The organism is Bradyrhizobium sp. 18BD, from assembly GCF_054185225.1.
This window is the reverse complement of sequence record NZ_JAVAYL010000005.1, coordinates 181,305-203,476: the sequence shown is the minus strand read 5'-3', so window position 1 is coordinate 203,476 and position 22,172 is coordinate 181,305. Positions and strand designations below refer to the sequence as shown.

Here is a 22,172-nt window from a genome sequence, read left to right as displayed (position 1 = left end):
ATGGGTTCCTACCGCAACCCCTAACAGAGTCAACCCATGGTAGATCATAACGCCCTCGCGGCGGTCGCGATGCCGTGCCTTCTGGCCAGCGCTCAGCCCTGCCCTCCCTATTGGCAGTGCAACGGGAAGCCCGAGCAGAACCATCCTGCATGCGCAGTGTGCGACGCATGACGGACCTCATTGCATTGCAGCGGGCCAATGAGGCTCGCTGGCTTGTGGCCAAGCCGACCCGACGCACCGAGGCCGCGTCAATTGCGGCGCGGCTCTACAAGGCCAAAGCCAGATATCAGGCCGTCGAGCGAGAGACGGGGGTGCCCTGGCCGGCGATTGCGGTCATTCACGAGCGGGAATCTTCCCAGGACTGGCGGGCCTCCCTGGCCCAGGGCGATCCCTGGAACCGCGTATCGGTGCACGTGCCGGCGGGGCGAGGCCCGTTCGATTCGTGGGAGGCCGCCGCAATCGACGCGCTCGTCAAATGTCCGCCGTTCCTCGCGCGCCACAAGGACTGGTCGATCGCGGCGGCGTTGACGGCGCTCGAGACCTACAACGGCATCGGGTACGCGGCTCGTGGCGTGCCGTCGCCTTATCTCTGGTCCGGCACCGACCAATATCGTGCCGGCAAGTACGTCCGGGATGGCGTCTACGATCCGAGCAAGGTCGATCCGCAATTGGGATGCGCGGCGCTCGTGATCGCTCTGATGGAGCTCGATTCCGGGATCGGGTTTGCGGGCACGAAGGTCCCCAAGAGGCCGTCGGCCGACGCTTCAGTCGAGCCTTCACTGACAAACCCGTCGAAGGGCTCGATCGGCGCGTTCGTCGTCAACCTTGTCAGATCAATCCTAGGAAGGAAATGACCATGCGGACGTTTGTCGACATCATCGCTTTCGCCGCCGGCTTTGGCGCCTGCTGGGTTTGCAAAGACCCGATCCTCCGGCTCGTGACCGGCACGGGCACTTTGATCAAGTCGCTGGAGGCGAGGCTTGCAGTCCTGCGGGGCAAATCCTGATGCTGGCAAAACTCAAGGCAGCCTGCCTGCACTCGTTGACCATAGCCTGGAGCTATTGCATCGCGCTCGCGGGCGCGCTGGCGTCGATCATCGACGACCTTGCCGACGCGCTGGGCGATCCAGGCTTCAAGGATCAGATCAGCGCGGCCATCGGCGACGTCAAGGCGACGGGGCGGATCATGCTGGTGATCTCCGTTGTGACGATCATCGCGCGTCTGCGAACCCTTCGGAGGAAAGACCAATGTGGATGACCATTATCTCGTTCCTCGGTGGTCCTGTCGTCAGGGCGCTGATCGAGGCCTACAGCGCGAAGTTGAAGGCCGAGAATGTCGACACCAAGATCGCGGCGGACCTCGCGGCGGGCGAGATCGCATCGCAGACGGCCGAAACTAAGGCCATCATGCAATACAGAATTGCTGAGATAGGGCACTGGTATGAGCCCGACAAGCTGATGGGGTACTGCGTCGCTCTCTATTTCGCAAAGCTTCTCGTCTTCGACAAGGTGCTTGGCCTCGGATCCACGGATCCTCTGGCGGGATTTGCGGCGGTTACGGCCAATCTCGTCGTCTCCTTCTACTTCGCCAAGCGCGGCTTCGAAAATGTTGCAAGGATCATCAAGCGGTGAAGATTCCAGATGACGAAATCCGGGCGATCGTTGCGGAGACGCTGAGCGAGCAGCATAGGCTGCAGCAGGACAATATCGATGCGATCGTGTTGAAAGCGGTGGCGTCGGTGCTGGCTTCATTCGGAATCGAGGATGACGACCGCAAAGAACTCAGGGCCGACTTTCAGCATCTGCGAAGGTGGCGGAAGAGCGTGGAGCAGGCGCAGAGTTACACCTTCAAGGCCGTCATTACGGTGCTTGCGACCGGCTTGATGGGGGCCGTCTGGCTCGGCGTCAAGGTCGTGCTGGGCAAATGAGCCTTGGAATCGCCGCGCGAGCACTCACGTCATTCCTTGCGAACAGGTCGTCTCATGTACAGAATTCGTATGGTCGATGTGTCTGATGATGACGTTGCAGATACCCTGGCCGATCTGCATCGGCTGACGTTCTTCGATGCTGCTGCGATGCCGGATTTCGATCTCGGGGCGTGGTGGCTTGCCTATTGCGGTGATGATCCCGTCGCCTTCGCAGGCGTCGTGCCTTCCACTCATGCACGAAATTGCGGCTACCTCTCGAGAGTCGGCGTCTTGCAGCAGCACTGGGGAAGAGGACTTCAGCTCAGGTTGATGCGGGCTATCGAAGCCAGGGCGCGGCGCGTCGGATGGAATAGTATCGTTTCGGACACAACGGATAACAGCTTCTCAGCGAATAATTTCATCAAGGCGGGCTATCGGCTGTTCGAGCCCGAGGTGCCCTGGGCCTGGTCGCATACGCTCTATTGGCGAAGATCGCTTAGCTGAGCAGGGTTTCCCGCGGTGCGGAACGCAGCCTTCATGCGTGGCGGCGCAAGCTGTGGTAGAATCTGGTGCGCGGAATGTCCAAGGGACCGGCAGCTTGACAGCTGCCGGGTCCTTCTTGCGTATTCAAGCGATGCGGGTGAGGTACTTGCGAAGTTGGCAGCGCCGGGCTTTAAGTTTGCTCTCGCAGGAAATTCGGCGACCACAAGCCGATGTAAGGGAGCGCTGTCGATGCCCACCAAGCCTCAATTGCCGGAACGTTCGTCGCGGGCGACGGGCGCGCCTACCGCGCTCGATGGTCTCCTGGTCGTCGATTTCACGCGCGTTGTGGCGGGGCCGGCCTGCACGCAGACGCTTGCGGATTTTGGCGCGCGCGTCATCAAGATCGAAAATCCGGACGGCGGCGACGATACGCGCGCCTACGAGCACGCCGAAATCGGCGGCGAAAGCGCCGCCTATCTCAGCTTGAACCGCAACAAGCGCGGCATCGCGCTCGACCTCGCCGTGCCGGAGGCCCGCGAGATTGCGCTCGACCTGATCCGCAAGGCCGACGTGGTCGTGGAGAATTTTTCCAGCGGCGTCATGAAGAAATTCGGTCTTGATTACGAGACGGTCGCACCGCTCAACCCGCGGCTAGTCTATTGCTCGATATCGGCCTACGGACGGACCGGCCCATTTGCCTCGCGGCCTGGCTTCGATCCCATTACGCAGGCGGAAAGCGGCTTCATGTCGCTCAACGGATTTGCCGATGGTCCGGCGGTTCGGACCGGCCCGCCCATCGTGGACATGGCGACGGGGATGTCCGCCTGCAACGCCATCCTGCTGGCGCTGTTGGCGCGGGACCGGCTCGGCCGCGGACAGCATGTCGAGGTCGCCTTGTTCGACGTTGCCATGGGCATGACCGGCTTCTACGGCATGGCCTATCTGATCAACGGTGAGAACCCCGGCCGGTTCGGCAATTCGCCGAGCGGGTCCCCCACCGTCGGTGTCTACGAGGCCTCCGATGGGCCGCTCTACATGGCCTGCGCCAACGATCGGCTCTATCGCCGCCTGGTGGTCGAGGTGCTGAACCGGCCCGATCTGATCACCGATCCGCAGTTCGCCTCGCGCAAGGCGCGTTCCGAGAACAAGGAGCTTCTGCGGGCAGCCATTGCGGAAGTTTTCACGAGCGATACGCTCGAGAACTGGATGGCGAAGATGAAGCTGGCCAATATTCCGGTCGGCTATCTCCGGACGGTAGAGGAGGGGTTCAATGCGCCCGAGGCTCGCGAGCGCCATCGCCTGAGCCGGATTCCTCATCGTACGGCGGCATGGGTCCCTAACATCGAGCCGCCGATCACCATGAGCGTGACCGGTGCGATCGATCCCGTTGCTGCGCCCCTGTTAGGTGAGCATACCAAGGACGTTCTACGCGACACGCTCGGTTACGATGAGCGCCGAATTTCGGAGTTCACCCAAAAGGGTGCTTTTGGATCAGGCAAGCCACCGACGTCGGTCTGAACCTGATCCATCCAAGGATCTGGCATTCTACGCCGGTACCCGCATCTGCTTGATTTGGCGAGGTTCCCGCCGCATAACTATATCAAAGCGAGGAACACGAATGGCGCCTGGTCAAGAGCCGAGTATGGGCCAGCCGACGGAGCAGGAAGCCGGCGAGCGCGCGTATGCCGCCATGATCGCGAGAGCTCAGGCGCTCGTGCCGCGGCTGCGAGAACGGGCCGCGCGGACCGAAGAGCTGCGACATCTGCCGCCGGAAACCGAGAAGGATCTCCACGACGCCGGCCTGTTCCGGATGCTCCAGCCGAAGCGCGTTGGCGGCGCCGAGCTTGACTACGTCGCCCTCGTCGATTGTGCCGAGCTGCTCGGCCGGGCGGATGCGTCGGTGGCGTGGAATTTCGCCAATCTGGCGAGCCATCACTGGATGCTCGGCATGTTCGAGCACAAGGCGCAGGATCTGGTCTGGAGCCGCGATCCGGATGCGCTGATTGCGTCCTCGTTCATTTTTCCTGCCGGACGTGCCACGCGAGTCGAGGGTGGATACCGCTTGCACGGGAGCTGGCCGTTTTCCTCCGGCGTTGCCTCCTGCGAATGGAACATGCTCGCAAGTGTCGTCTACTCGGACGACGAGGCTGATGGCATCGAGTATCGAATTTTTCTGCTGCCGAAGAACGACTACAAGGTGCTGGACACCTGGAACGTCGCTGGCCTGCGCGGGACCGGTTCGTGCGACGTCGAAGTCAAGGATGCCTTTGTGCCCGACTACATGACGGTCGCTGTCGGTGATCTTACCGGCGGTTCGACGCCCGGGAGCGCGATCAATCCCAATCCGTCCTATAAGCTGCCGGTGTTTTCGCTGTTTCCCTACGTCCTTTCCGGCGTAGCGCTCGGGAACGCGCAGGCCTGCCTCGACGACTATGCGGAGGTCGCGCGGCATCGCATATCGACCTACAATCGTGCCAAGCTCAGCGATTTTCAAAGTACGCAGATCAAGATCGCAGAGGCGTCGGCCAAGATCGATGCGGCGCGCCTGATCATGCGCTCTGCCTGCATCGAAGCGATGGCGGATGCGCGGCGCGGTCATATTCCCAGCATGGCTGCCAAGACCAGGTACCGGCGCGACGGAGCGTTCTCGGTCAATCTGTGCACCGAGGCCGTCTCGATGCTGTTTGCCGCGAGCGGGGCGCGCGGCCTGTTCACGACGGGCGTGTTGCAGCGGCAATTCCGTGATGCGCACGCGATCAATTCGCATCTCGCGTTCAATTTCGACGCGGCTGGAACCAACTATGGACGTGTAGCACTTGGCCTGCCGTCCGAGAATCTCACGTTGTGAGGCCGGCCGATGACTGATCTGCCGAAGCAGCCGGCCGTCTCCGATCCCGCCAATGAACTCGCGAGCGACAGTTCGTCGATCGATCCCCGCGACTTTCGTAACGCGCTCGGTGCCTACGGAACGGGCGTGACAATCATCACCGCCATGGCTGCTGACGGAAAGCCTTATGGCATCACCTGCAATTCGTTTGCCTCGGTCTCCCTGAATCCTCCGCTGGTGCTCTGGAGCCTTGGAATCTACTCGTCGAGCTTGCCTGTGTTTCAGAACGCCAGCCATTTCACCGTCCATGTGCTCGGCACAGCACAGCAGGCGCTTGCGAACAAGTTTGCAAAATCGTCCGAGGACAAATTCGCCGGGGTTGACTGGACACCGGGCCTCGGCAGCGCTCCGGTGCTGGCCGAGAGCGTCGCCAATTTTCAATGCCGATCCGTGAACCGTTATTACGGTGGCGACCACGTGATCTTTCTCGGTGCCGTCGAGGCCTATGCTTACAACGCGGCGGAACCTCTGTTGTTCTCGCGGGGGATGTATGGCCGGTTCCTGGCCGGCGACGAGCGCAAGAAGTAACCGTAACGGTTCAGCGCACTGCCGCCGAAAGCTTGTAGATCTCCAGCGCATCGGCCTCTGCGCCTCGTGCGGCCTTGGCCAGTCTGAAGATCTGCCCGGCGAGCGATGCCATCGGTATCGGCGTCGACGTTGTCTGCGCGACGTCGGCGACCGTATCGAGGTCCTTGAGCATCGTGGCGATGTGACCCAGTGGCGGCGAGTGAATGCCCTGGGCCATCCGCGGCACGAACAACTGAAGCGGAATGGAATCCGCAAAGCCGCCGGCGAGTGCTTCGGGCAATCGGTTGGCGTCAATTCCGGCGTTCACCGCAAGGCGCGTCGCTTCCGCAAGCACGGCCATTGCGCATCCGACGATCACCTGGTTGCAGAGTTTCGTGGTCTGGCCGGCGCCGGTCGGACCCATGTGGGTAAACCTGCGAGCCATGGCCAGCACATAAGGCCGTGCCCGCTCGATGTCGGCCGCTTCGCCGCCGGCCATGATTGCAAGCGTGCCTTCCTCAGCGCCCTTAGTGCCGCCGGACACCGGCGCATCGATCCAGCCGGCGCCATTCGCCGCCTTCAGTCGTGTTGCAAGGTCGCGCGCGGCATCAGGATGAATCGATGAGAAGTCGACCACGAGCTTGCCCGCACCGGGAGCCGCTGCAAGACCTTCGGCCCCGAAAATCACCTCTTCGACGGCCGCAGCATCCGTCACGCACATAAAGACGATATCTGAGTTCGCGATCACGTCGCTGGGCGAGGCTGCGCGTTTGGCGCCGGACGCGACCAGCGGAGCGACCTTGCCTTCCGAGCGATTCCAGACGCTGACCTGATAGCCGACCTCGAGCAGGCGCCGCGTCATCGGCGTCCCCATCAATCCGAGGCCGAGATAGCCGAGCCGCTCGACGCTTTGCGGGTTTGTCTTGCTCGCATCAGCCATAGGTTGCCTCCTTCTGTCGCAGCGCAAACGCAGCCTTACCATACATTGCAGGCCGGGCCGCGAAACCGCCCCGCTCGCATGGCTTGCCTGATTGTTTGAACCATGAAACATTTGCGGCGGTCGGGTTGGATGGCGCCGGTCGGCGCCGGAGCAGCGGAGTGGGCACGATGCGAACCGTTTCGAAGTGGATCCTGGCTTTGGGGGCCGCAGCGGCCGTAAGTTCGGGCGCAGGCCCGTCGTGGGCACAGCAGACGATCCGCGTGGGCTGGACCATCCCGGCCGAGGAATCCAAGTACTGGATGATGCGCCGCCCGGCCGAGTTTCCCAATATCGGCAAGACCTACAACATCGAATGGACCCAATTTCAGGGCACCGCGCCGATGACGCAGGCATTGGCCGCCGGCGCGCTGGATTGCGCGACGCAGGCGCCGTTGTCGCTTGCCAACGGCGTGGTCGGTGGCAATCTCAAGGCCTACATCGTAGCGCAGCATGTGTTCGAGAAGCCGGGCGGCTTTTCGGTCTATTGGGCGGTGATGGACGACTCACCGATCAAGACGATTGCCGATCTCAAGGGCAAGACGGTCGGCATTTCCGTGATTGGCGGCGGCACGCAGGGCCCGTTCAATCTGCTTCTGAAGCAGAATGGCGTCGATCCGGCCAAGGACATCAAGCTGGTCGAGGTCGGTTTCGCCGTCTCCGAGGACGCGCTGCGCCAGGGCAGGGTCGACGCCGTCAACATGAACCAGCCGTTTGCCGCACGCGCGGAGGCGAAGGGCGGCACCCGCAAGCTGTTCTCGCTGTCGCAGGCCATGCCGAACATCGTGCACATCCTGGAAGCCTGCCGAGCCGATTTCGTCGACAAGAACCCCGAACTCGTCAAGGCCTACGTCCGCGACATCACGTCAGGCATGAAGAAGGCGCTCGCGAACCGCGAGGAGACGCTGAAGGTCGTCAACGAGGTCCTGAAGGCGCCCATTCCGGTGCTCGAGACCTATCTGCTCAAGGACAACGATTTCGGTCGCGATCCCGGTGCGGCGCCCAACTTTCCTGCGATCCAGAAGATGCTGGACATCTATGCCGAGACCGGAATGCTGCCGAAGCTGGACGCCGCGCAGTTCAAGCACCCGACGATCGTCGCGCCGCTGGAATAGGCGCCCGGCGATTTATCCAGGCAAAGAGATCGCAATGTTCCGGGCAATTCGGGACGTTGCACGAAGAAGATGCACGTATGAAGAAGTTGCGATCACGAGTCACCACAGACGGCCTCGACCGGGCTCCGCACCGCGCATTCATGCGCGCCATGGGGCTCGATGATGTTGCGATTGCCAAACCGATGGTGGGTGTCGTCAGCATGAAGGGCGAGCAGACGCCCTGCAACATGACCCACGACTTCCAGGTGGCCGCGGCCAAGACGGGGATCAAGGAGGCCGGCGGCACGCCGCGCGAATTCTCGACTGTCTCGGTGTCCGACGGTATCAGCATGAATCACGAGGGGATGAAGTTCTCGCTGTTCTCCCGCGAGCTGATCGCCGACTCGATCGAGGCCGTGGTCCATGGTCTCGCCTACGATGCGCTGATCGGATACGGCGGATGCGACAAGACGCTCCCCGGCGTGATGATGGGCATGGTCCGCTGCAATGTGCCGTCGATTTTCATCTATGGCGGCAGCTCGCTGCCGGGGCGTGTCGATGGGCGAACCCTGACCGTGCTCGACTCCTACGAGGCTGTCGGCAGCTTCATGACCGGCGAGATTGACGGCGCCACGCTCGAGCGAATCGAACGCTCTTGCCTGCCGACGATCGGTGCATGCGCCGGTCAGTTCACCGCGAATACGATGGGGATGGTCTCGGAAGCGATGGGCCTGACCATTCCCAACGTCTCGATGGTGCCCGGTGTCTATGCCGAGCGCGCACAGATATCGCGGCGCGCGGGCCGGCTGATCATGGAGATGCTGGAACGCGGCGGGCCACTGCCGCGCGACATCGTAACGCGGAAATCCCTGGAGAACGGCGCGGCGATCGTTGCCGCGACCGGCGGCTCGACCAACGCCGCGCTGCATCTGCCGGCGATTGCGAACGAAGCCGGCATTGCGTTCACGATCGATGACGTTGGCGAGGTTTTCGCCAGGACGCCGCTGATCGGAAACCTACGACCGGGCGGCAAGTACACGGCAAAGGACGTCTACGATATCGGCGGTGCCGCCGTGGTGATCCGCGAGCTGATCCAGAGCGGTCATATCGATGGCGGCTGCATCACCATCACGGGGCGCACCCTTGCTGAAGAATATGGCGCGGCGAATGCGCCCGATGGCGAGGTCGTTTACGCGTCCCGTGCGCCGATCATGCCCGATGGTGGCGTCGCCGTGCTGAAGGGCAACCTCTGTCCCGATGGTGCGGTGATCAAGGTCGCAGGTTTGAAGAGCCAGTTCTTCGAAGGTGTGGCGCGCGTCTTCGAAGACGAGGAAGCCTGTGTCAAAGCGGTTCGTGACCGCAGCTACAAGGCGGGCGAGGTCCTCGTGATCCGCAACGAAGGGCCGGTCGGCGGCCCCGGCATGCGCGAGATGCTCGGCGTCACGGCACTGATCTACGGTCAGGGCATGGGCGAAAAGGTGGCCCTGATCACCGATGGCCGGTTCTCCGGTGCGACCCGCGGCATGTGTATCGGCTACGTGTCGCCCGAGGCATTCGTCGGTGGACCGCTGGCGCATGTTCGTGACGGCGACAGGATCCGGATCGATGCTGCAAACCGGCGCATGGATATGCTGGTCGACGAGCAGGAACTTGCCACGCGGCAACGCGATTGGAAACAGCGCCCGCCGCGTCACCGCGCAGGAGCGCTCGCAAAATATGCGCGATTGGTCGGTCAGGCGCCAGGCGGAGCCGTCACGCATGAAGGCCCGGCAGAATGGCCCTGGTTCGAATGACGCGCTGGACCCTGTCTGGCAAGCTTCTTGCTAAGCTCGTGCTGCTGATGGAGGACATTCAGCAGGTAGGTTGAGTAATGTCCGCGCGCGAGTGAGACGAGAGACGTGATGAAGGTAGTGCCTTCGAGATCGAATGAATGGGTGAGCCCGGTGACGTTGCAAAAGCCGGCTTCTGCGATCATCGAGATCGACCGCGTCTCGCAGGTCTTTCAGACCTCGGCGCGCAAGGACCATTTGGCGTTATCGGACATTTCGTTGACGATCGAAGAGGGCGCCTTCGTCTCCATCCTCGGCCCGTCCGGTTGCGGCAAGTCGACCCTGCTTTACATCGTTGGCGGCTTCGTCAGCCCGACCAGCGGCGCGGCCAAAATCAAGGGGCAGGCGATCACGAGTCCGGGACCGGATCGTGGTCCCGTATTTCAGGAATTCGCGCTGTTTCCTTGGAAGACCGTGCTGGGCAACGTGATGTACGGCCCGCGCCAGCAAGGCGTGCGCGCGACTGAAGCGGAAGCGCAGAGCCGGGCCCTGATCGAGATGGTCGGCCTCAAGGGTTATGAGAACTTCTATCCCAAGGAACTGTCGGGCGGTATGAAGCAGCGCGTGGCACTGGCCCGGACGCTGGCCTACCATCCCGAAGTCCTGCTGATGGACGAGCCGTTCGGCGCGCTGGACGCTCATACCCGGACGCGGCTGCAGAACGATCTTCTGAACATCTGGGAGCGCGATCGCAAGACGGTGCTGTTCGTCACCCATTCGGTCGACGAGGCCGTTTTCCTGTCGGACAAGGTCGTGATGATGTCGAAATCGCCCGGCCGCATCCGGCAGGTGATCGACATCGATCTGCCGCGGCCGCGCAGGCGTAACGAGCTATTGCTCGACCCCCGCTACCAGAAATACGTCGTCGACATCGAACGCATGTTCGACGAGAGCGACAAAGCCGGGCCCGCCTCATGATATCGCCGGCTGCCATGGTCAAGCGCGCCGCTCCGGTGCTTGCCTGCATCGGGTTGCTGGCAGCGTGGCAGGTCGCCTCGCTCGCGCTGAAGAACGACAGTTTCCCAACGGCGCTCGAGGCGATCCGCGCGATCCCGGACATCCTGGGCGACAAGGAGTCCCTGATCAACATCCTCGCCTCGCTTCACCGCATGGCAATCGGGTTCGGTATCGCCGTGCTGTTTTCGATTCCGCTTGGGTTGTTGATGGGACGCAGTCGCGGCGTCGCGGCCTTCTTCAATCCGCTCCTGATGGTGATCTACCCGGTGCCGAAGGCAGCCCTGATGCCGATCATCATGCTGTGGCTGGGCGTCGGCGATATCACAAAGACGCTGGTGATCTTCCTCGGTGTCAGCCTGCCCGTGATCTACCATAGCTTTGAGGGGGCCAAGGCGGTCGAAGAGAAGATGCTGTGGTCGGGCGCAGCGATGGGGCTCTCGCCGCTGCAACGCCTAGTGCGGATCGCGTTGCCGGCTGCACTGCCGGAAATCCTGACCGGGTGCCGTACCGGGCTCGTACTGGCGCTGATCACGATGATCACCAGCGAGATGATCGCCCGCCAGTCCGGCGCCGGGAACATCCTGTTCAATGCGCTCGACATGGGTCAGTACGACACGGTCTTCGCGATGATCATCATCGTGGGGGCGATGGGAATTTGCCTCGATGCTATCTTCGAGCGGGTTCGCGCACGGCTGGTGCGCTGGTCCGAGCCTCAGTTCGACCTGCCGCTGAGCTTCTCATGACATCGCGCCTCCTTCCAGCAAACCTCATCCTCGGGCTGGCGCCGATCGTGCTGGTGATTGCGCTGTGGCAGGGCCTCGTGTCATTCGGCTTTGCGCCTGCGGTCTTGCTGCCGCCGCCAGGATACGTCTTCAGCCGGTTGCTTCGGCAACTCCTGACCTGGACGTTTCAGCAGGAAGTCGCGGCGACCCTGATCCGGCTGTTTGCCGGCTTTGCAATCGCGGTCGTGTTGGGCGTCGGCATCGGCATCGCCGCGGCTGCCAGTCCTGCGATCAACGCCGTGGTTCGGCCGATCGTGCGCGTCTTGGCGCCATTGCCGAAGGTGGCGCTCTATCCGGCGCTGCTGCTTTTGCTCGGCTTTGGCCACGGATCGAAGATCACGTTGGTTGCCGCGGACGCTCTGTTTCCCATTCTGCTGTCCACCTATTACGGTGCTTCGACCGTCGAGCAGAAGCTGATCTGGTCGGCCATGGCGGCGGGGACGCCGCGGTACGAGATCCTGTTCAAGGTGGTGCTGCCGGCGGCGATGCCGTCCATCCTGACCGGCTGCCGGATCGGCCTTGTCATTTCCTGCATCGTGGTGTTTCTGGCCGAGATGATCACGTCGACGGACGGATTGGGTCACGCGCTCGTCACCGCGGCCCGGACCTTCCAGGCCGTCGACATGTTCGTGCCGCTGATCACGATCTCGCTGCTGGGACTGATCCTGAACGCCCTCTTGGGTGCCGTGCGATCCTACCTATTGCGGGGCTTCCCCGAGGCGTGATCTGACGAACAAGAAACCAGATGACCGGGAGTGAACTATGCTGGCTGATCGCATCGAAGCAAAATGGATCGACGCGTTTTGCGAGATCTTTGAACGTTGCGCCGTCAAGCCCGGCGATACCGCCGCCATCCTCTCGGAAACCCAGTCGCGTGCGCTGAACGTGCATCTGGCGGAGCTGGCCCTGTTGCGAAAGGGAGCGAAGCCGTTTCATGTCGTCATGCCGACGCCGCGCAATCGGAATATCGTTCCGGTTCGCTCGACGGGAGCGAGCGAGGCGATCCAGAAGCTTGGTCCGGTCATCACCGCGCTTCAGCAGGCCGGCTTTGTGGTGGATTGCACCATCGAGGGACTGATGCATGCGGTGGAGACGCCGGAGATCCTCAAGGCCGGAGCCCGCATCCTGGTGATCTCGAACGAGCATCCCGAAGCTCTGGAGCGGATGGTGCCGGATCCGGTGCTGGAGAAGCGCGTCCGCGCGGCTGCGAAGATGCTGCGCGGGACCAAGCGGATGCGGGTCACTTCGAAGGCCGGCACGGCGCTCGACGTGGACATGGTCGGTGCGTCCACGGTCGGCGTGTGGGGCTGGACCGACAAGCCGGGCACGCTGGCGCATTGGCCCGGCGGCATCGTCGTCAGCTTCCCCAAGAGCGGGACGATCAATGGCACGCTGGTGATGGCGCCCGGCGACATCAACCTGACCTTCAAGCGCTACCTGACCTCACCGGTGAAGATGACCTTGAAGGACGACTACGTTGTCGAGCTGGAGGGCGAGGGCACGGATGCTGCGATGATGCGCGCCTATCTTGCTGCCTGGGGCGATCGCGAGGCCTATGCGGTCTCGCATGTCGGTTTCGGCATGAACCCGGGCGCGCGCTACGAGGCTCTGTCGATGTACGATCAGCGCGACACCAACGGCACGGAAATTCGTGCCGTCTCCGGCAACTTCCTGTTCTCGACCGGCGCCAACGAATTCGCGGGCCGCTACACGGCCGGCCATTTCGACTTGCCGATGATGGGGACGACCATCGAGCTCGATGGGGTCGCGGTCGTGCGGGAAGGCGTGCTTCAGGACGTCTTCGGCTAGCTGCGATCGAGCACGGGCGGGCGAGCCAGGTCGAAGTGCCGGAGCAGGTCGACCATGGCCTGGAGCCGCTTGACGCGGTAGGCGTCGACGTCCATGCCGGAATAATCGAGGAAGCCGGCGCCGGTGCGCAGGCCGATCCGTCCCTCATGCATGTTGCGGGAAATGACATCGGGCGCGCGATAGCGGTCGCTGCCAAGCGCGCCTTCGAGATAGCGGCTCGCATAGTACAGAATATCGCCGCCACCCCAGTCGATGAATTCGAGCAATCCAAGCACGGCATAGCGGAAGCCGAAACCGTAACGGATCGCCTTGTCGATCTCTTCGGCGCTGGCGACGCCTTCCTCGACCATGCGCGCGGCTTCGTTCATCGCGAGCGCCTGGATGCGTGGGACGATGAAGCCTGGTGTGGCCGCGCAGACGACCGGCTTCTTGCCAATGCCCTCCAGCAGCGCCTTGACCTCATCGATGATCGCGGGATCGGTGGCCTTGCCGGGCGAAACTTCAACCAACGGGATCAGATAGGCCGGATTGAGCCAGTGCACATTGAGAAAGCGGCGTGGGTTCTCGATCGCGCCCGAGAGGTCGTCGACGAGGATGGTTGAGGTCGTCGATGCGATGATTGTGTCCGGGCCGACCTGCTTTGAAGCCGCCCCCAACACCTCGCGCTTGAGCTCGACGACCTCAGGAACCCCCTCGAACACCATTTCGGCCACGGCCAGCGCTGCGTCGCTTTGGCTGGCCGGAACCACCGATACGCGTGCAATGAGCGGAGCGACATCCGCTTCGGTCAGCAAGCCCAGCTTCGACAGACTGGCAAAAGTTGTCCTGACTTCGCCGAGCGCGTCCGCCTCCAGCTTAGCAAAATCCTCCGCTGAACGTGCCTTGATGTCGATCATCGTGACCGGATGTCCCGCGTAGGCGAACGCGACGGCGATGCCGCGTCCCATGCGGCCGGCGCCGAGACAGGCAATGTTGGCGCGGCTGGTCATCGATCAATATCCCTTGCGAAGAAGCGTCTGCAGTTCGGCCTTGCCCAGTTTGCCAAGCCCCAGCGTCTCGAGCGTTCGGCCGCCCTGCGCAAAATCCTCGCCGCAGACGGCGCCGCCGATGGCCAGGAATGCCTTGGCGAGCGGCGTGGCCACACCGGCCAGGCCGGCGACGGAGACCAGCAGCGACAGCCCGAGCCGCAAATCCTCGCGCATATAGCGGTGCTCGGTCAGAACAATCCGCTCGCGCCAGTCGCCGGAATCAGTCAGCCGGTCATGCGAGCCGCGGCCGTACATCCAGATCTCGCCTTCTTTCGCATAGTGGTGCGCCAGCGGAAAATGCGGCGCGCCGTATCCGAGCGCCTCGCGCACGGCGATCCGCTCGCCATCTAGTGCGTCCGTCACGCGGCGGATCGCGGCCTGCGTTCCTTCCTTGTGAATATCCCATCGCTCGAAATGCTCGATCGGACCTGCATTCATCACGATCAGCGGCGGATGGATGATCGGACCCGCGTTCATCAGCGCGCCGGACAACGCATCTCCGCACGGCTCGATGGCATCCGGGAAGGCGCGTCCGATCACTTCAAGTACCTGCGGCGCCTGATCGAGCGGGAATACGCCGACCGGCAGCCGTTTGGCCCGGATGGTGATCGCGACCTCGAACGGCCCGTGCTTGCGTGTCAGCCAGGGCAGCGTACCGGTTTCGGCAAAGCTCGCCTTGGCGTGGTTACCGGCATCCCGTGCTGCCTGAGCGAAGATCATTGACCCGAATGTCGCCGGCGGCAGGAATACGACCTGGCCGTCGCGCAAATGCGGCGCAAGCAGGCGGGCAATGTCGGGCTGCGCGAAGGCGGGGGCAGGGCACAGGATCAGCTCTGCGCCGCTGACGGCTTCGGCGATGTCGGTCGTGACCAGCTCAAGCGTCACATCGTGCCGGCCGTTATGATCCTTCACCAGGATGCGCGAGCCGGCCGCGCGATGGGCTGCGACCTGATCGGCGTCGCGGCGCCAGAGCCGGACCTCATGGCCCGAGAGCGCAAAATCGCCTGCGGCCGCGAAAGAGCCGTTTCCCCCACCCAGAACCGCAATCTTCAAGATGCTTCTCCTTGCGCGCGAGACTGCGCATCAAGCTGCTTCAGCAGGAAGTGCTGGACCTTGCCCAGCGCCGTACGCGGCAGGTCGGTGACGAAGACGATATCGCGTGGCACCTTGTAGCGCGCCAGTTGCGCTTGAAGGTGCGTTCGCAGCTCATCCGCGTCGAGCCGGCAGCCGGATCGCCGGATGACATAGGCGATCGGGACTTCGTCCCAGCGCGGATCGGGCCGGCCAATCACGGCGCATTCGCTGACATCGGGGTGTTCGAGCAGGACACGTTCGACCTCGGCCGGATAGACGTTCTCCCCGCCGGAAATGATCATGTTCTTCCTGCGGTCGCGAACCCAGAAATAGCCGTCGGCGTCGCACAGGCCGATGTCGCCGGTGCGATACCAGCCATCGTGAAGCGCATCTCGCGTGGCGTCCGCATCGCCCCAATATTCGAAGAACACGTTGGGGCCGCGCACCGCGATCTCGCCCGGCGTGCCAGCAGGCACTTCATTGCCGGCCTGATCGATCACCTTCGCTTCGCAGCACAGGCCGGCAAGTCCGGTCGATCCCGCACGCGAGAGATCGCCGCCCATGCGCGTGTAGACCGCGATGGGGCAGGTCTCTGTCGAGCCGTAGACCTGGAGTACGGGAACGCCGCGTGCAACGAAACGCTCGATCAGATGTGGCGGTACGATGGTCGATCCGGTGGCAACGGCCTTCAACGACGAGAGATTGGTCGTCGTCCAGGCGGGATGCTCGCTCACGGCCTGAATGATCGCCGGCACCATCACCGTCAGCGTCGGCCGCTCACATTCGATCGCGGCGAGCGCGCTATCCGGCGTGAAGCGAGCATGAATTGTGACAGTCGCGCCGAGCTGGAGCGCAGCGGTGGTCTGAATGTTGAGGCCGCCGACATGGAAGAACGGCAGCACCGTCAGCACATGATCGTCGGACGTCATGTTGTGCATGTGCTGGCTCATGACGCCGTTCCAGAACAGCGCCTCCTGCCGGAGCACAGCGCCCTTCGGCCGCCCGGTCGTTCCTGACGTGTAGACGATCAGAAGCGGGCAGGAGAGATCGGTGCGCGGATTGCGGCCTTTGCCCTCGCTGCGAGCCAGCAGGCCTTCGAACGTCGTTCCGCGCGGCGGCGCGAAATCGAGGCCGACGACGGCAGTCCCCGGTGCGAGCTCGGGAAGAACTCCCTCAAATGCCTGCTCGAGCACCAGGACTTTGGCGCTGGCATCAGTGAGGATGAAGAGCTGCTCGGCGACGGCCAGCCGCCAGTTCAGCGGCACCAGCATCGCGCCGAGCCGCGCGCATGCGTAGAGAAGAACCAGGTAGTCCGGCCGGTTCAGGCTCAGGATCGCGACGCGGTCGCCGCGGCCGACGCCAAGCTCCTGCTTCAGGGCTGTCGCGGTCTGTTCAATGCGCGCGGCAAAGGCCGCATAGCTCAGCCGCTCCCCTTCAAAAGCGATGGCTGTCTTGTCTGGCGAAAACGCCGCGTTGCGATCGATCAGACTGCAGAGGTCCACCGTCAGTCGTCCGTCTCGCCGGTCTCGTACAGCGCCTCGCGGCCGATCCGGTCGAGGCAGAGCTCGGCTGTCCAGGGCAGCATCAGCGAGCCGCAGCGGCTGTCGCGATAGATTCGCTCCAGCGGCAGCGAGCGCAGCATGGCCTGACCGCCGCACGTGCGGATCGCGAGCGCCGCGAGCTCATTGGCGCCTTCCATGACCGAATATTGCGCAGCATAGGCGCGGAGTACCTGTTCCTTGCTCGGATTGGCACAGGCTTCGGTGACGGCCTGGAACCAGATTCCCTTGATCTGCTCCAGCTTGATCTGCATCTGCGCGACCGCGATCTGCTTGGTCGGATACATCCGCCGCTTGACCGGCGGCATCCCCGGCACTTCGCCCCGCAAATAGCGCACGGTGAAGTCATAGGCGGCCTGCGCGAGGCCCATATAGGTCGGTGACAGCGTCAGGAACATGTGCGGCCAACGCATCGCCGCCTGGAAATAGACGCCGCGTGGCATCAGCGCGGAATCCTCCGGCACGAACACGCCCTTAAACAGCAGCGTCCGCGAGACCGTGCCGCGCATGCCGAGGGGATCCCAGTCGCCGACAACCGAGACGCCCTCCGATTTTGCGGAGATCGCGAGGTAGAGGGTATTGCGGCGCGACGCCTTCTCGCCTTCCTCGATCTCGGTGCAGAGCACGCCGTAATAGTCGGCGTGGCCCGAGAGCGATGCAAAGATCTTCTTGCCGTTGACGATCCAACCGCCCTTGACGGGCTTTGCTTCGGTGCCGAAGGCGACGCCGCCTGCGGCGGCAGCTCCGCCTTCCGAGAAGGGTTGTGAGTAGATCGCGCCATCCTCGACGATACGCTTGTAGTGAACTGCGCGCCGCTTTTCGTGCTCGGCGCGAGTTTCCGCGTCCATGTCGAGATCGTCGGCGAGCAGGCCCGACCACAAGGTCGAGCAGACATGCATGTTCCAGGTGAGCGCGGTGGCGCCGCAATAGCGGCCGATCTCGGCGGCTGCCATGGCATAGGTCTGATAGTTCGCGCCGAGTCCGCCATGCCTCTTCGGGACGGCGATGCCGAGTAGGCCGGCACGGTGGAGGTCGCGGTAATTCTCGGTCGGGAAGACCGCCTCGCGATCATACGTGGCGGCGCGGCCGGCGAACACGCTCTGGCCGATCTCGCGAGCGCGCGCGATGATGCCCGCCTGCTCGTCGCTCAGGCGGAATGCTACGGGATCGAAGATCGGCGCATCCAGCGCGACCTTGCCGGTTGCGCCGATGGTCTTGCTGACTTGCATGGTCATGGCGCGGTCACCCGTGTTTTGCAGCGACAGAGTCGAGGAAGCCGCCTAGCGCCTTGTCGAAGGCATCCGGACGTTCGAGATTGGCGAGATGGCCGACGCCGGCCAGCTCGATATATTCAGCAGCCGGAATGTAAGTCGCCGTCTTCGCCATCATCGGCGCAGGCGCGTTGCTGTCCTTGGAGCCGGACAGCAACAGCGTCGGCACGGAAATGTCCTTGAGCGTGCTGCGCTGATCGAACCCGATCAAGGCCAGCATCATGGCGCGATAGCTCGCTTCCGGCACGCTTGCCATGCACTCGCGCGCCAGCTCCATTCCCTTGGGGGCAGGATCATCGCCGACAAGTTCCTTCACCAGCGAAGGCGCCAGCGACTTCATCGTTTCGCCGCGGTCGAGCGGCCCAAGCCGCGCTGCGATGAACGATCTTTGCCAGTCGCCGTCGGCCTTGCCGAAGGCCGGGCTGGTTTGCGCGAGCACTACCGCGCGCGCAAGCTTCGGCGATTGCACCAGCCATTTCTGGATGATCATGCCGCCGATGGAATGGCCGACCAGGATGGGCTTGCTCGCACCGAGCTGCTCGATGAATTGCTGGAGTGCATCGGCCAGGGCAGCGATGCTGACGCTGGCGAGCGGCGCCGATCCGCCATAGCCGGGCATGTCCCATGCAATCGCGTGGAAGCGGCCGCTGAATGTGGCGAGCTGCTGCCGCCAGGCCCGCGCCGCGCCGCCGATGCCATGCAGGAAAATCAGAGGTATCGCGTCCGGATCACCGGCGGCTTCATAGGCGAAGCGGCCGTCCTTTGTTATCATTGGCGAAGGCTGCGACACGCGACATCCTTTGGCTTGGCCCAGCGATGCTAACAGGCCTGTGAGGGATGGGAAGAGATAATTTTATACTTAAAGCAATTTTCGGGCCGGTCTGTTGCGAGAGGCGTTCATGGCATCGATCGGCCCGCTCGTTGCAAAAGCTTGAAGGTTAAAATATATCGGAAGAACGATCAGCAGACTTCCAGGGAGCTCGCGCATGTCCGGATTGCCGCACTCGTCACACGCGCTGGTGACCGGTGGTGGCCGCGGCATCGGCCGGGCAATCGCGGCGTCTCTCGTCGGCGCAGGTGCCACTGTGACGGTGCTTGGCCGGAACGCCGCTACTCTTGAGGAGGCGGTCAGCGCAGGTGCTGCGCATTTTGCAGCCGTTGCCGACGTGTCGAACGAAGCGTCGATGAAAGCCGCGATCGCCGAGGCGCATGCGCGAAAGCCGATCGATATCCTGGTTGCCAATGCGGGCAGCGCCGAATCCGCGCCATTTGCGAAATCAGACAGTGCCTTGTTTGCGCGCATGATGGATGTCAATTTCATGGGCGTAGTCCATGCCGTCCAGGGTGTTCTGCCGGGCATGAAGGATCGTCCCTACGGACGCATCGTTGCGGTAGCCTCGACAGCGGGGCTCAAGGGTTATGCGTATGTCAGCGCATATGTCGCCGCCAAGCACGCGGTGGTCGGGCTCGTGCGTTCGCTCGCGCTCGAAATGGCCGGTAGCAGCGTGACCGTGAATGCGGTTTGCCCCGGATTCACTGACACCGATCTGGTCGCGGGCAGTATCGACAATATCATGAAGAAGACGGGACGAACCCGCGAGCAGGCGATTGCCGAGCTCGCCAAACACAATCCGCAGGGGCGGCTGATCTCGCCTCAGGAAGTGGCGGATGCCGTGCTCTGGCTGTGCGGCGAGGGCGCCGGCGCGATCACCGGTCAGGCGATTGCCGTTGCTGGTGGCGAAATCTAGCGGCTCGGAACAAGGAAAAGGACAACGCATGAGCAGACCCGCCAATCCCGTGACCGTGCCGCTCGCCGATTATTCGCCGCAGCACTTTCTGCTGGCCGTGGTCGATGGTGTTGCGACCGTGACGCTCAATCGTCCCGAGCGAAAGAACCCGCTGACCTTCGAAAGCTACCGCGAGCTCACCGATTTCTTCCGCGCCTGCGCATTCGACGACGAGGTCAAGACCATCGTCGTCACCGGCGCCGGCGGCAATTTTTCGTCCGGCGGCGATGTCTTCGAGATCATTGGCCCGCTGGTGAAGATGGATACCAAGGGGCTGACCGCCTTCACCCGGATGACCGGCGACCTCGTCAAGGCGATGCGGGCTTGCCCGCAGCCGATCGTGGCGGCGGTCGAGGGCATCTGCGCCGGTGCTGGCGCGATCATTGCGATGGCGTCGGACATGCGCCTCGCTGCGAGCGGGACCAAGGTCGCATTCCTGTTCAACAAGGTGGGTCTTGCCGGGTGCGATATGGGCGCCTGCGCGATCCTGCCGCGGATCATCGGGCAGTCCCGTGCCTCCGAGTTGCTCTACACCGGCCGGTTCATGACCGCGGAGGAGGGCGAGCGGTGGGGCTTTTTCAGTCGCATCCTGACGCCCGAGCAGGTGCTGCCCCAGGCGCAACTGCTGGCGAAGCAGGTCGCGGAAGGGCCGACTTTCGCCAACACCATGACCAAGCGGATGCTGGCGATGGAATGGGCAATGTCGGTGGAGGAAGCCATCGAGGCGGAGGCGGTTGCCCAGGCCCTCTGCATGACAACGGCGGATTTCGAGCGTGCCTTCGAGGCCTTTGCCAACAAGGTCAAGCCGGTCTTCAGGGGCGACTGAGTCCCGGCTTTGCATGCAGTTAAGGCTAAGCCCAAGACCTCGGGTCGAGGGCAGGGCGGAGGCGACAAAGCCGCTTGCGGCGGAGTGACCGCCCATGCGACGTTAACCCCGTTGCCTGTGTATTGAGTGGAGTAAGGGCGATGAAGGCGATTATCGTCGGTGGCGGTATCGGTGGTCTCACCACGGCACTAATGCTGCGGTCACGTGGCCTCGACTGCGAGATTTTCGAGCAGGCCGACACCATTCGCGAGCTTGGTGTCGGCATCAATACGCTGCCGCATGCGATGCGTGAGCTCGCTGGCCTCGGCCTTCTCCAGAAGCTCGACGACGTCGCGATCCGCACCGACCAGCTCTATTATCTCAATCGCCACGGCCAGGAAGTCTGGCGTGAAGCGCGCGGCGTCGATGCCGGTCACGACGTGCCGCAATTCTCGATTCACCGCGGCCGCCTTCAGGGCGTGATCCATCGTGCCGTCGAGGAGCGGCTCGGGCACGAAGCGATTCACACCGGTTGCCGCCTTGGCGCGTTTACGCAGGACGAAGGCGGCGTCACCGCCTATTTCTTCGATCGTGCCGGCACGCACATCCATACCGCGCGCGGCGATATCCTGATCGGCGCCGACGGCATCCATTCGCGCGTGCGCGACACGCTGTTCCCGAACGAGGGGCCGCCGTGCTGGAACGGCTTGATGTTGTGGCGCGGTGCGCGCGACTGGCCGCTGTTCCTCACCGGCAAGTCGATGATCGTGGCCGGTGGGCTCAATGCCAAGGTGGTGATCTATCCCATTGCGGAGGGATCGAGCCCTGCGAGCCGTCTGACCAACTGGGCGGTGCTGGTGAAGGTCGGCGAGGGCAATGCCCCGCCGCCGCGGAAAGAGGACTGGTCACGGCCGGGCCGCCGCGAGGAGCTGATGCCGCATGTGGCGCGCTTCTCGGTGCCCTATATCGACGTGAGGAGCCTGATCTCGGCAACGCCCGAATTCTACGAATATCCGACCTGCGACCGCGATCCCTTGCCCTATTGGTCATCGGGGCGCGTCACCCTGCTCGGCGATGCCGCGCATCCCATGTATCCGGTCGGCTCGAACGGCGCGTCGCAGGCGATCCTCGACGCGCGCTGCCTGGCCGACGCACTGGTGCGCGCCGAGCATCCGTGCCAGGCGCTGATGGAATACGAGAAGAAGCGTCTGCCGATGACCGCCGACATCGTGCGTTCGAATCGGCGCGGCGGCCCCGAAGGCGTCATCGACGCCGTCGAGCAGCTTGCGCCCGATGGCTTCGACAATGTCGATAACGTGCTGAGCTATTCCCAGCGCGAGGCGATCGTGCGCGGCTATGCCACCAAGGCCGGCTTCGCCGCAGTCCCGGGACTTGCGGCGGTGCGCGCCTAAATAGCG

24 protein-coding genes are annotated in these 22,172 nt (G+C 63.3%); 18 read left to right on the top strand and 6 right to left on the bottom strand.

All coding sequences use genetic code 11. The features are described 5' to 3' along the window. Positions 1-167: 167 nt before the first annotated feature. The 9 genes from RAD16_RS11485 (at position 168) to RAD16_RS11445 (ending at position 5,804) form a co-directional block, all read left to right on the top strand. Positions 168-854, top strand: coding sequence for a hypothetical protein (locus tag RAD16_RS11485; RefSeq protein WP_458157981.1), 687 nt, complete (start codon positions 168-170; stop codon positions 852-854). A 2-nt stretch (positions 855-856) separates the two neighbouring features. After that, on the top strand, positions 857-1,006 hold the full coding sequence (locus tag RAD16_RS11480) for a hypothetical protein (protein WP_458157980.1): 150 nt from the start codon (positions 857-859) through the stop codon (positions 1,004-1,006). Then, a complete protein-coding gene (locus tag RAD16_RS11475) occupies positions 1,006-1,257 on the top strand; it encodes a hypothetical protein (protein WP_458157979.1) in 252 nt (83 codons plus the stop codon). The genes RAD16_RS11480 and RAD16_RS11475 overlap by 1 nt, the downstream gene beginning before the upstream one ends. After that, complete coding sequence (locus RAD16_RS11470; RefSeq protein ID WP_458157978.1) at positions 1,248-1,631, top strand: hypothetical protein; 384 nt, start codon at positions 1,248-1,250, stop codon at positions 1,629-1,631. Before RAD16_RS11475 ends, RAD16_RS11470 begins: the two co-directional genes overlap by 10 nt. After that, a complete protein-coding gene (locus RAD16_RS11465; protein WP_458157977.1) occupies positions 1,628-1,927 on the top strand; it encodes a hypothetical protein in 300 nt (99 codons plus the stop codon). Before RAD16_RS11470 ends, RAD16_RS11465 begins: the two co-directional genes overlap by 4 nt. Positions 1,928-1,981: 54 nt before the next feature. Next, positions 1,982-2,410 carry a GNAT family N-acetyltransferase gene (locus tag RAD16_RS11460; RefSeq protein WP_458157976.1) on the top strand — a complete coding sequence of 143 codons (429 nt, stop codon included), beginning with the start codon at positions 1,982-1,984 and terminating at the stop codon, positions 2,408-2,410. Positions 2,411-2,638: 228 nt separating this feature from the next. Further along, a complete protein-coding gene (locus RAD16_RS11455) occupies positions 2,639-3,907 on the top strand; it encodes a CaiB/BaiF CoA transferase family protein (protein ID WP_458158188.1) in 1,269 nt (422 codons plus the stop codon). Between the two features lie 100 nt (positions 3,908-4,007). Then, a complete protein-coding gene (locus tag RAD16_RS11450) occupies positions 4,008-5,237 on the top strand; it encodes an acyl-CoA dehydrogenase family protein (protein ID WP_458158187.1) in 1,230 nt (409 codons plus the stop codon). A gap of 9 nt (positions 5,238-5,246) precedes the next feature. Next, a complete protein-coding gene (locus RAD16_RS11445; protein ID WP_458157975.1) occupies positions 5,247-5,804 on the top strand; it encodes a flavin reductase family protein in 558 nt (185 codons plus the stop codon). Between the two features lie 10 nt (positions 5,805-5,814). Here the strand turns inward: RAD16_RS11445 and RAD16_RS11440 are convergent, their stop codons facing one another. Next, positions 5,815-6,723, bottom strand: a complete 909-nt coding sequence (locus RAD16_RS11440) for an NAD(P)-dependent oxidoreductase (protein WP_458157974.1) — start codon at positions 6,721-6,723, stop codon at positions 5,815-5,817. Between the two features lie 167 nt (positions 6,724-6,890). Here RAD16_RS11440 and RAD16_RS11435 point away from each other — a divergent pair, with 167 nt between their 5' ends. From RAD16_RS11435 to RAD16_RS11410, 6 genes are all read left to right on the top strand, one after another. Next, positions 6,891-7,874, top strand: a complete 984-nt coding sequence (locus tag RAD16_RS11435; protein WP_458157973.1) for an ABC transporter substrate-binding protein — start codon at positions 6,891-6,893, stop codon at positions 7,872-7,874. A gap of 77 nt (positions 7,875-7,951) precedes the next feature. Then, positions 7,952-9,646, top strand: coding sequence for a dihydroxy-acid dehydratase (ilvD, locus tag RAD16_RS11430; protein WP_458157972.1), 1,695 nt, complete (start codon positions 7,952-7,954; stop codon positions 9,644-9,646). A gap of 108 nt (positions 9,647-9,754) precedes the next feature. Further along, a complete protein-coding gene (locus RAD16_RS11425) occupies positions 9,755-10,600 on the top strand; it encodes an ABC transporter ATP-binding protein (RefSeq protein ID WP_458157971.1) in 846 nt (281 codons plus the stop codon). Continuing rightward, positions 10,597-11,382: an ABC transporter permease gene (locus RAD16_RS11420; RefSeq protein WP_458157970.1), complete on the top strand. Its 786-nt coding sequence runs from the start codon at positions 10,597-10,599 to the stop codon at positions 11,380-11,382. The genes RAD16_RS11425 and RAD16_RS11420 overlap by 4 nt, the downstream gene beginning before the upstream one ends. After that, positions 11,379-12,146: an ABC transporter permease gene (locus RAD16_RS11415; protein WP_458157969.1), complete on the top strand. Its 768-nt coding sequence runs from the start codon at positions 11,379-11,381 to the stop codon at positions 12,144-12,146. Before RAD16_RS11420 ends, RAD16_RS11415 begins: the two co-directional genes overlap by 4 nt. Positions 12,147-12,183: 37 nt before the next feature. Then, positions 12,184-13,230 carry a peptidase M29 gene (locus RAD16_RS11410; RefSeq protein WP_458157968.1) on the top strand — a complete coding sequence of 349 codons (1,047 nt, stop codon included), beginning with the start codon at positions 12,184-12,186 and terminating at the stop codon, positions 13,228-13,230. Here the strand turns inward: RAD16_RS11410 and RAD16_RS11405 are convergent. Genes RAD16_RS11405 through RAD16_RS11385 form a run of 5 tightly spaced genes read right to left on the bottom strand, consistent with a single transcriptional unit; the run spans position 13,227 to position 18,952 of the window. After that, entirely contained in the window at positions 13,227-14,219 is a 993-nt protein-coding gene (locus RAD16_RS11405) for a 3-hydroxybutyryl-CoA dehydrogenase (protein WP_458157967.1), read from the bottom strand. The genes RAD16_RS11410 and RAD16_RS11405 overlap by 4 nt on opposite strands. 3 nt (positions 14,220-14,222) lie before the next feature. Continuing rightward, the gene (locus RAD16_RS11400) at positions 14,223-15,311 is read right to left on the bottom strand and encodes an NAD/NADP octopine/nopaline dehydrogenase family protein (RefSeq protein WP_458157966.1); all 1,089 of its coding nucleotides are present in this window, start codon (positions 15,309-15,311) and stop codon (positions 14,223-14,225) included. Then, entirely contained in the window at positions 15,308-16,834 is a 1,527-nt protein-coding gene (locus tag RAD16_RS11395; protein ID WP_458157965.1) for a class I adenylate-forming enzyme family protein, read from the bottom strand. Before RAD16_RS11395 ends, RAD16_RS11400 begins: the two co-directional genes overlap by 4 nt. A gap of 2 nt (positions 16,835-16,836) precedes the next feature. Continuing rightward, the gene (locus RAD16_RS11390; RefSeq protein WP_458157964.1) at positions 16,837-18,126 is read right to left on the bottom strand and encodes an acyl-CoA dehydrogenase family protein; all 1,290 of its coding nucleotides are present in this window, start codon (positions 18,124-18,126) and stop codon (positions 16,837-16,839) included. A 7-nt stretch (positions 18,127-18,133) separates the two neighbouring features. Further along, complete coding sequence (locus RAD16_RS11385) at positions 18,134-18,952, bottom strand: alpha/beta fold hydrolase (protein ID WP_458157963.1); 819 nt, start codon at positions 18,950-18,952, stop codon at positions 18,134-18,136. 196 nt (positions 18,953-19,148) lie between these two features. Between RAD16_RS11385 and RAD16_RS11380 the strand changes: the two genes are divergently transcribed. The 3 genes from RAD16_RS11380 (at position 19,149) to RAD16_RS11370 (ending at position 22,166) form a co-directional block, all read left to right on the top strand. Next, entirely contained in the window at positions 19,149-19,910 is a 762-nt protein-coding gene (locus tag RAD16_RS11380) for an SDR family NAD(P)-dependent oxidoreductase (RefSeq protein ID WP_458157962.1), read from the top strand. Positions 19,911-19,938: 28 nt separating this feature from the next. Further along, positions 19,939-20,775 (top strand): enoyl-CoA hydratase family protein, encoded by an 837-nt coding sequence (locus RAD16_RS11375; RefSeq protein ID WP_458157961.1) that lies wholly within the window; start codon positions 19,939-19,941, stop codon positions 20,773-20,775. Between the two features lie 140 nt (positions 20,776-20,915). Beyond that, complete coding sequence (locus tag RAD16_RS11370; protein ID WP_458157960.1) at positions 20,916-22,166, top strand: flavin-dependent oxidoreductase; 1,251 nt, start codon at positions 20,916-20,918, stop codon at positions 22,164-22,166. Positions 22,167-22,172: the final 6 nt, after the last annotated feature.

Excerpts from the sequence above, each read along its gene's own strand:
- RAD16_RS11485 (WP_458157981.1), top strand. The coding sequence starts at position 168 with ATGACGGACCTCATTGCATTGCAGCGGGCCAATGAGGCTCGCTGGCTT.
- RAD16_RS11480 (WP_458157980.1), top strand. The coding sequence starts at position 857 with ATGCGGACGTTTGTCGACATCATCGCTTTCGCCGCCGGCTTTGGCGCC.
- RAD16_RS11475 (WP_458157979.1), top strand. The coding sequence starts at position 1,006 with ATGCTGGCAAAACTCAAGGCAGCCTGCCTGCACTCGTTGACCATAGCC.
- RAD16_RS11470 (WP_458157978.1), top strand. The coding sequence starts at position 1,248 with ATGTGGATGACCATTATCTCGTTCCTCGGTGGTCCTGTCGTCAGGGCG.
- RAD16_RS11460 (WP_458157976.1), top strand. The coding sequence starts at position 1,982 with ATGTACAGAATTCGTATGGTCGATGTGTCTGATGATGACGTTGCAGAT.
- RAD16_RS11455 (WP_458158188.1), top strand. The coding sequence starts at position 2,639 with ATGCCCACCAAGCCTCAATTGCCGGAACGTTCGTCGCGGGCGACGGGC.
- RAD16_RS11450 (WP_458158187.1), top strand. The coding sequence starts at position 4,008 with ATGGCGCCTGGTCAAGAGCCGAGTATGGGCCAGCCGACGGAGCAGGAA.
- RAD16_RS11445 (WP_458157975.1), top strand. The coding sequence starts at position 5,247 with ATGACTGATCTGCCGAAGCAGCCGGCCGTCTCCGATCCCGCCAATGAA.
- RAD16_RS11440 (WP_458157974.1), bottom strand. The coding sequence starts at position 6,723 with ATGGCTGATGCGAGCAAGACAAACCCGCAAAGCGTCGAGCGGCTCGGC.
- RAD16_RS11435 (WP_458157973.1), top strand. The coding sequence starts at position 6,891 with ATGCGAACCGTTTCGAAGTGGATCCTGGCTTTGGGGGCCGCAGCGGCC.
- ilvD (WP_458157972.1), top strand. The coding sequence starts at position 7,952 with ATGAAGAAGTTGCGATCACGAGTCACCACAGACGGCCTCGACCGGGCT.
- RAD16_RS11425 (WP_458157971.1), top strand. The coding sequence starts at position 9,755 with ATGAAGGTAGTGCCTTCGAGATCGAATGAATGGGTGAGCCCGGTGACG.
- RAD16_RS11420 (WP_458157970.1), top strand. The coding sequence starts at position 10,597 with ATGATATCGCCGGCTGCCATGGTCAAGCGCGCCGCTCCGGTGCTTGCC.
- RAD16_RS11415 (WP_458157969.1), top strand. The coding sequence starts at position 11,379 with ATGACATCGCGCCTCCTTCCAGCAAACCTCATCCTCGGGCTGGCGCCG.
- RAD16_RS11410 (WP_458157968.1), top strand. The coding sequence starts at position 12,184 with ATGCTGGCTGATCGCATCGAAGCAAAATGGATCGACGCGTTTTGCGAG.
- RAD16_RS11405 (WP_458157967.1), bottom strand. The coding sequence starts at position 14,219 with ATGACCAGCCGCGCCAACATTGCCTGTCTCGGCGCCGGCCGCATGGGA.
- RAD16_RS11390 (WP_458157964.1), bottom strand. The coding sequence starts at position 18,126 with ATGACCATGCAAGTCAGCAAGACCATCGGCGCAACCGGCAAGGTCGCG.
- RAD16_RS11380 (WP_458157962.1), top strand. The coding sequence starts at position 19,149 with ATGTCCGGATTGCCGCACTCGTCACACGCGCTGGTGACCGGTGGTGGC.
- RAD16_RS11375 (WP_458157961.1), top strand. The coding sequence starts at position 19,939 with ATGAGCAGACCCGCCAATCCCGTGACCGTGCCGCTCGCCGATTATTCG.
- RAD16_RS11370 (WP_458157960.1), top strand. The coding sequence starts at position 20,916 with ATGAAGGCGATTATCGTCGGTGGCGGTATCGGTGGTCTCACCACGGCA.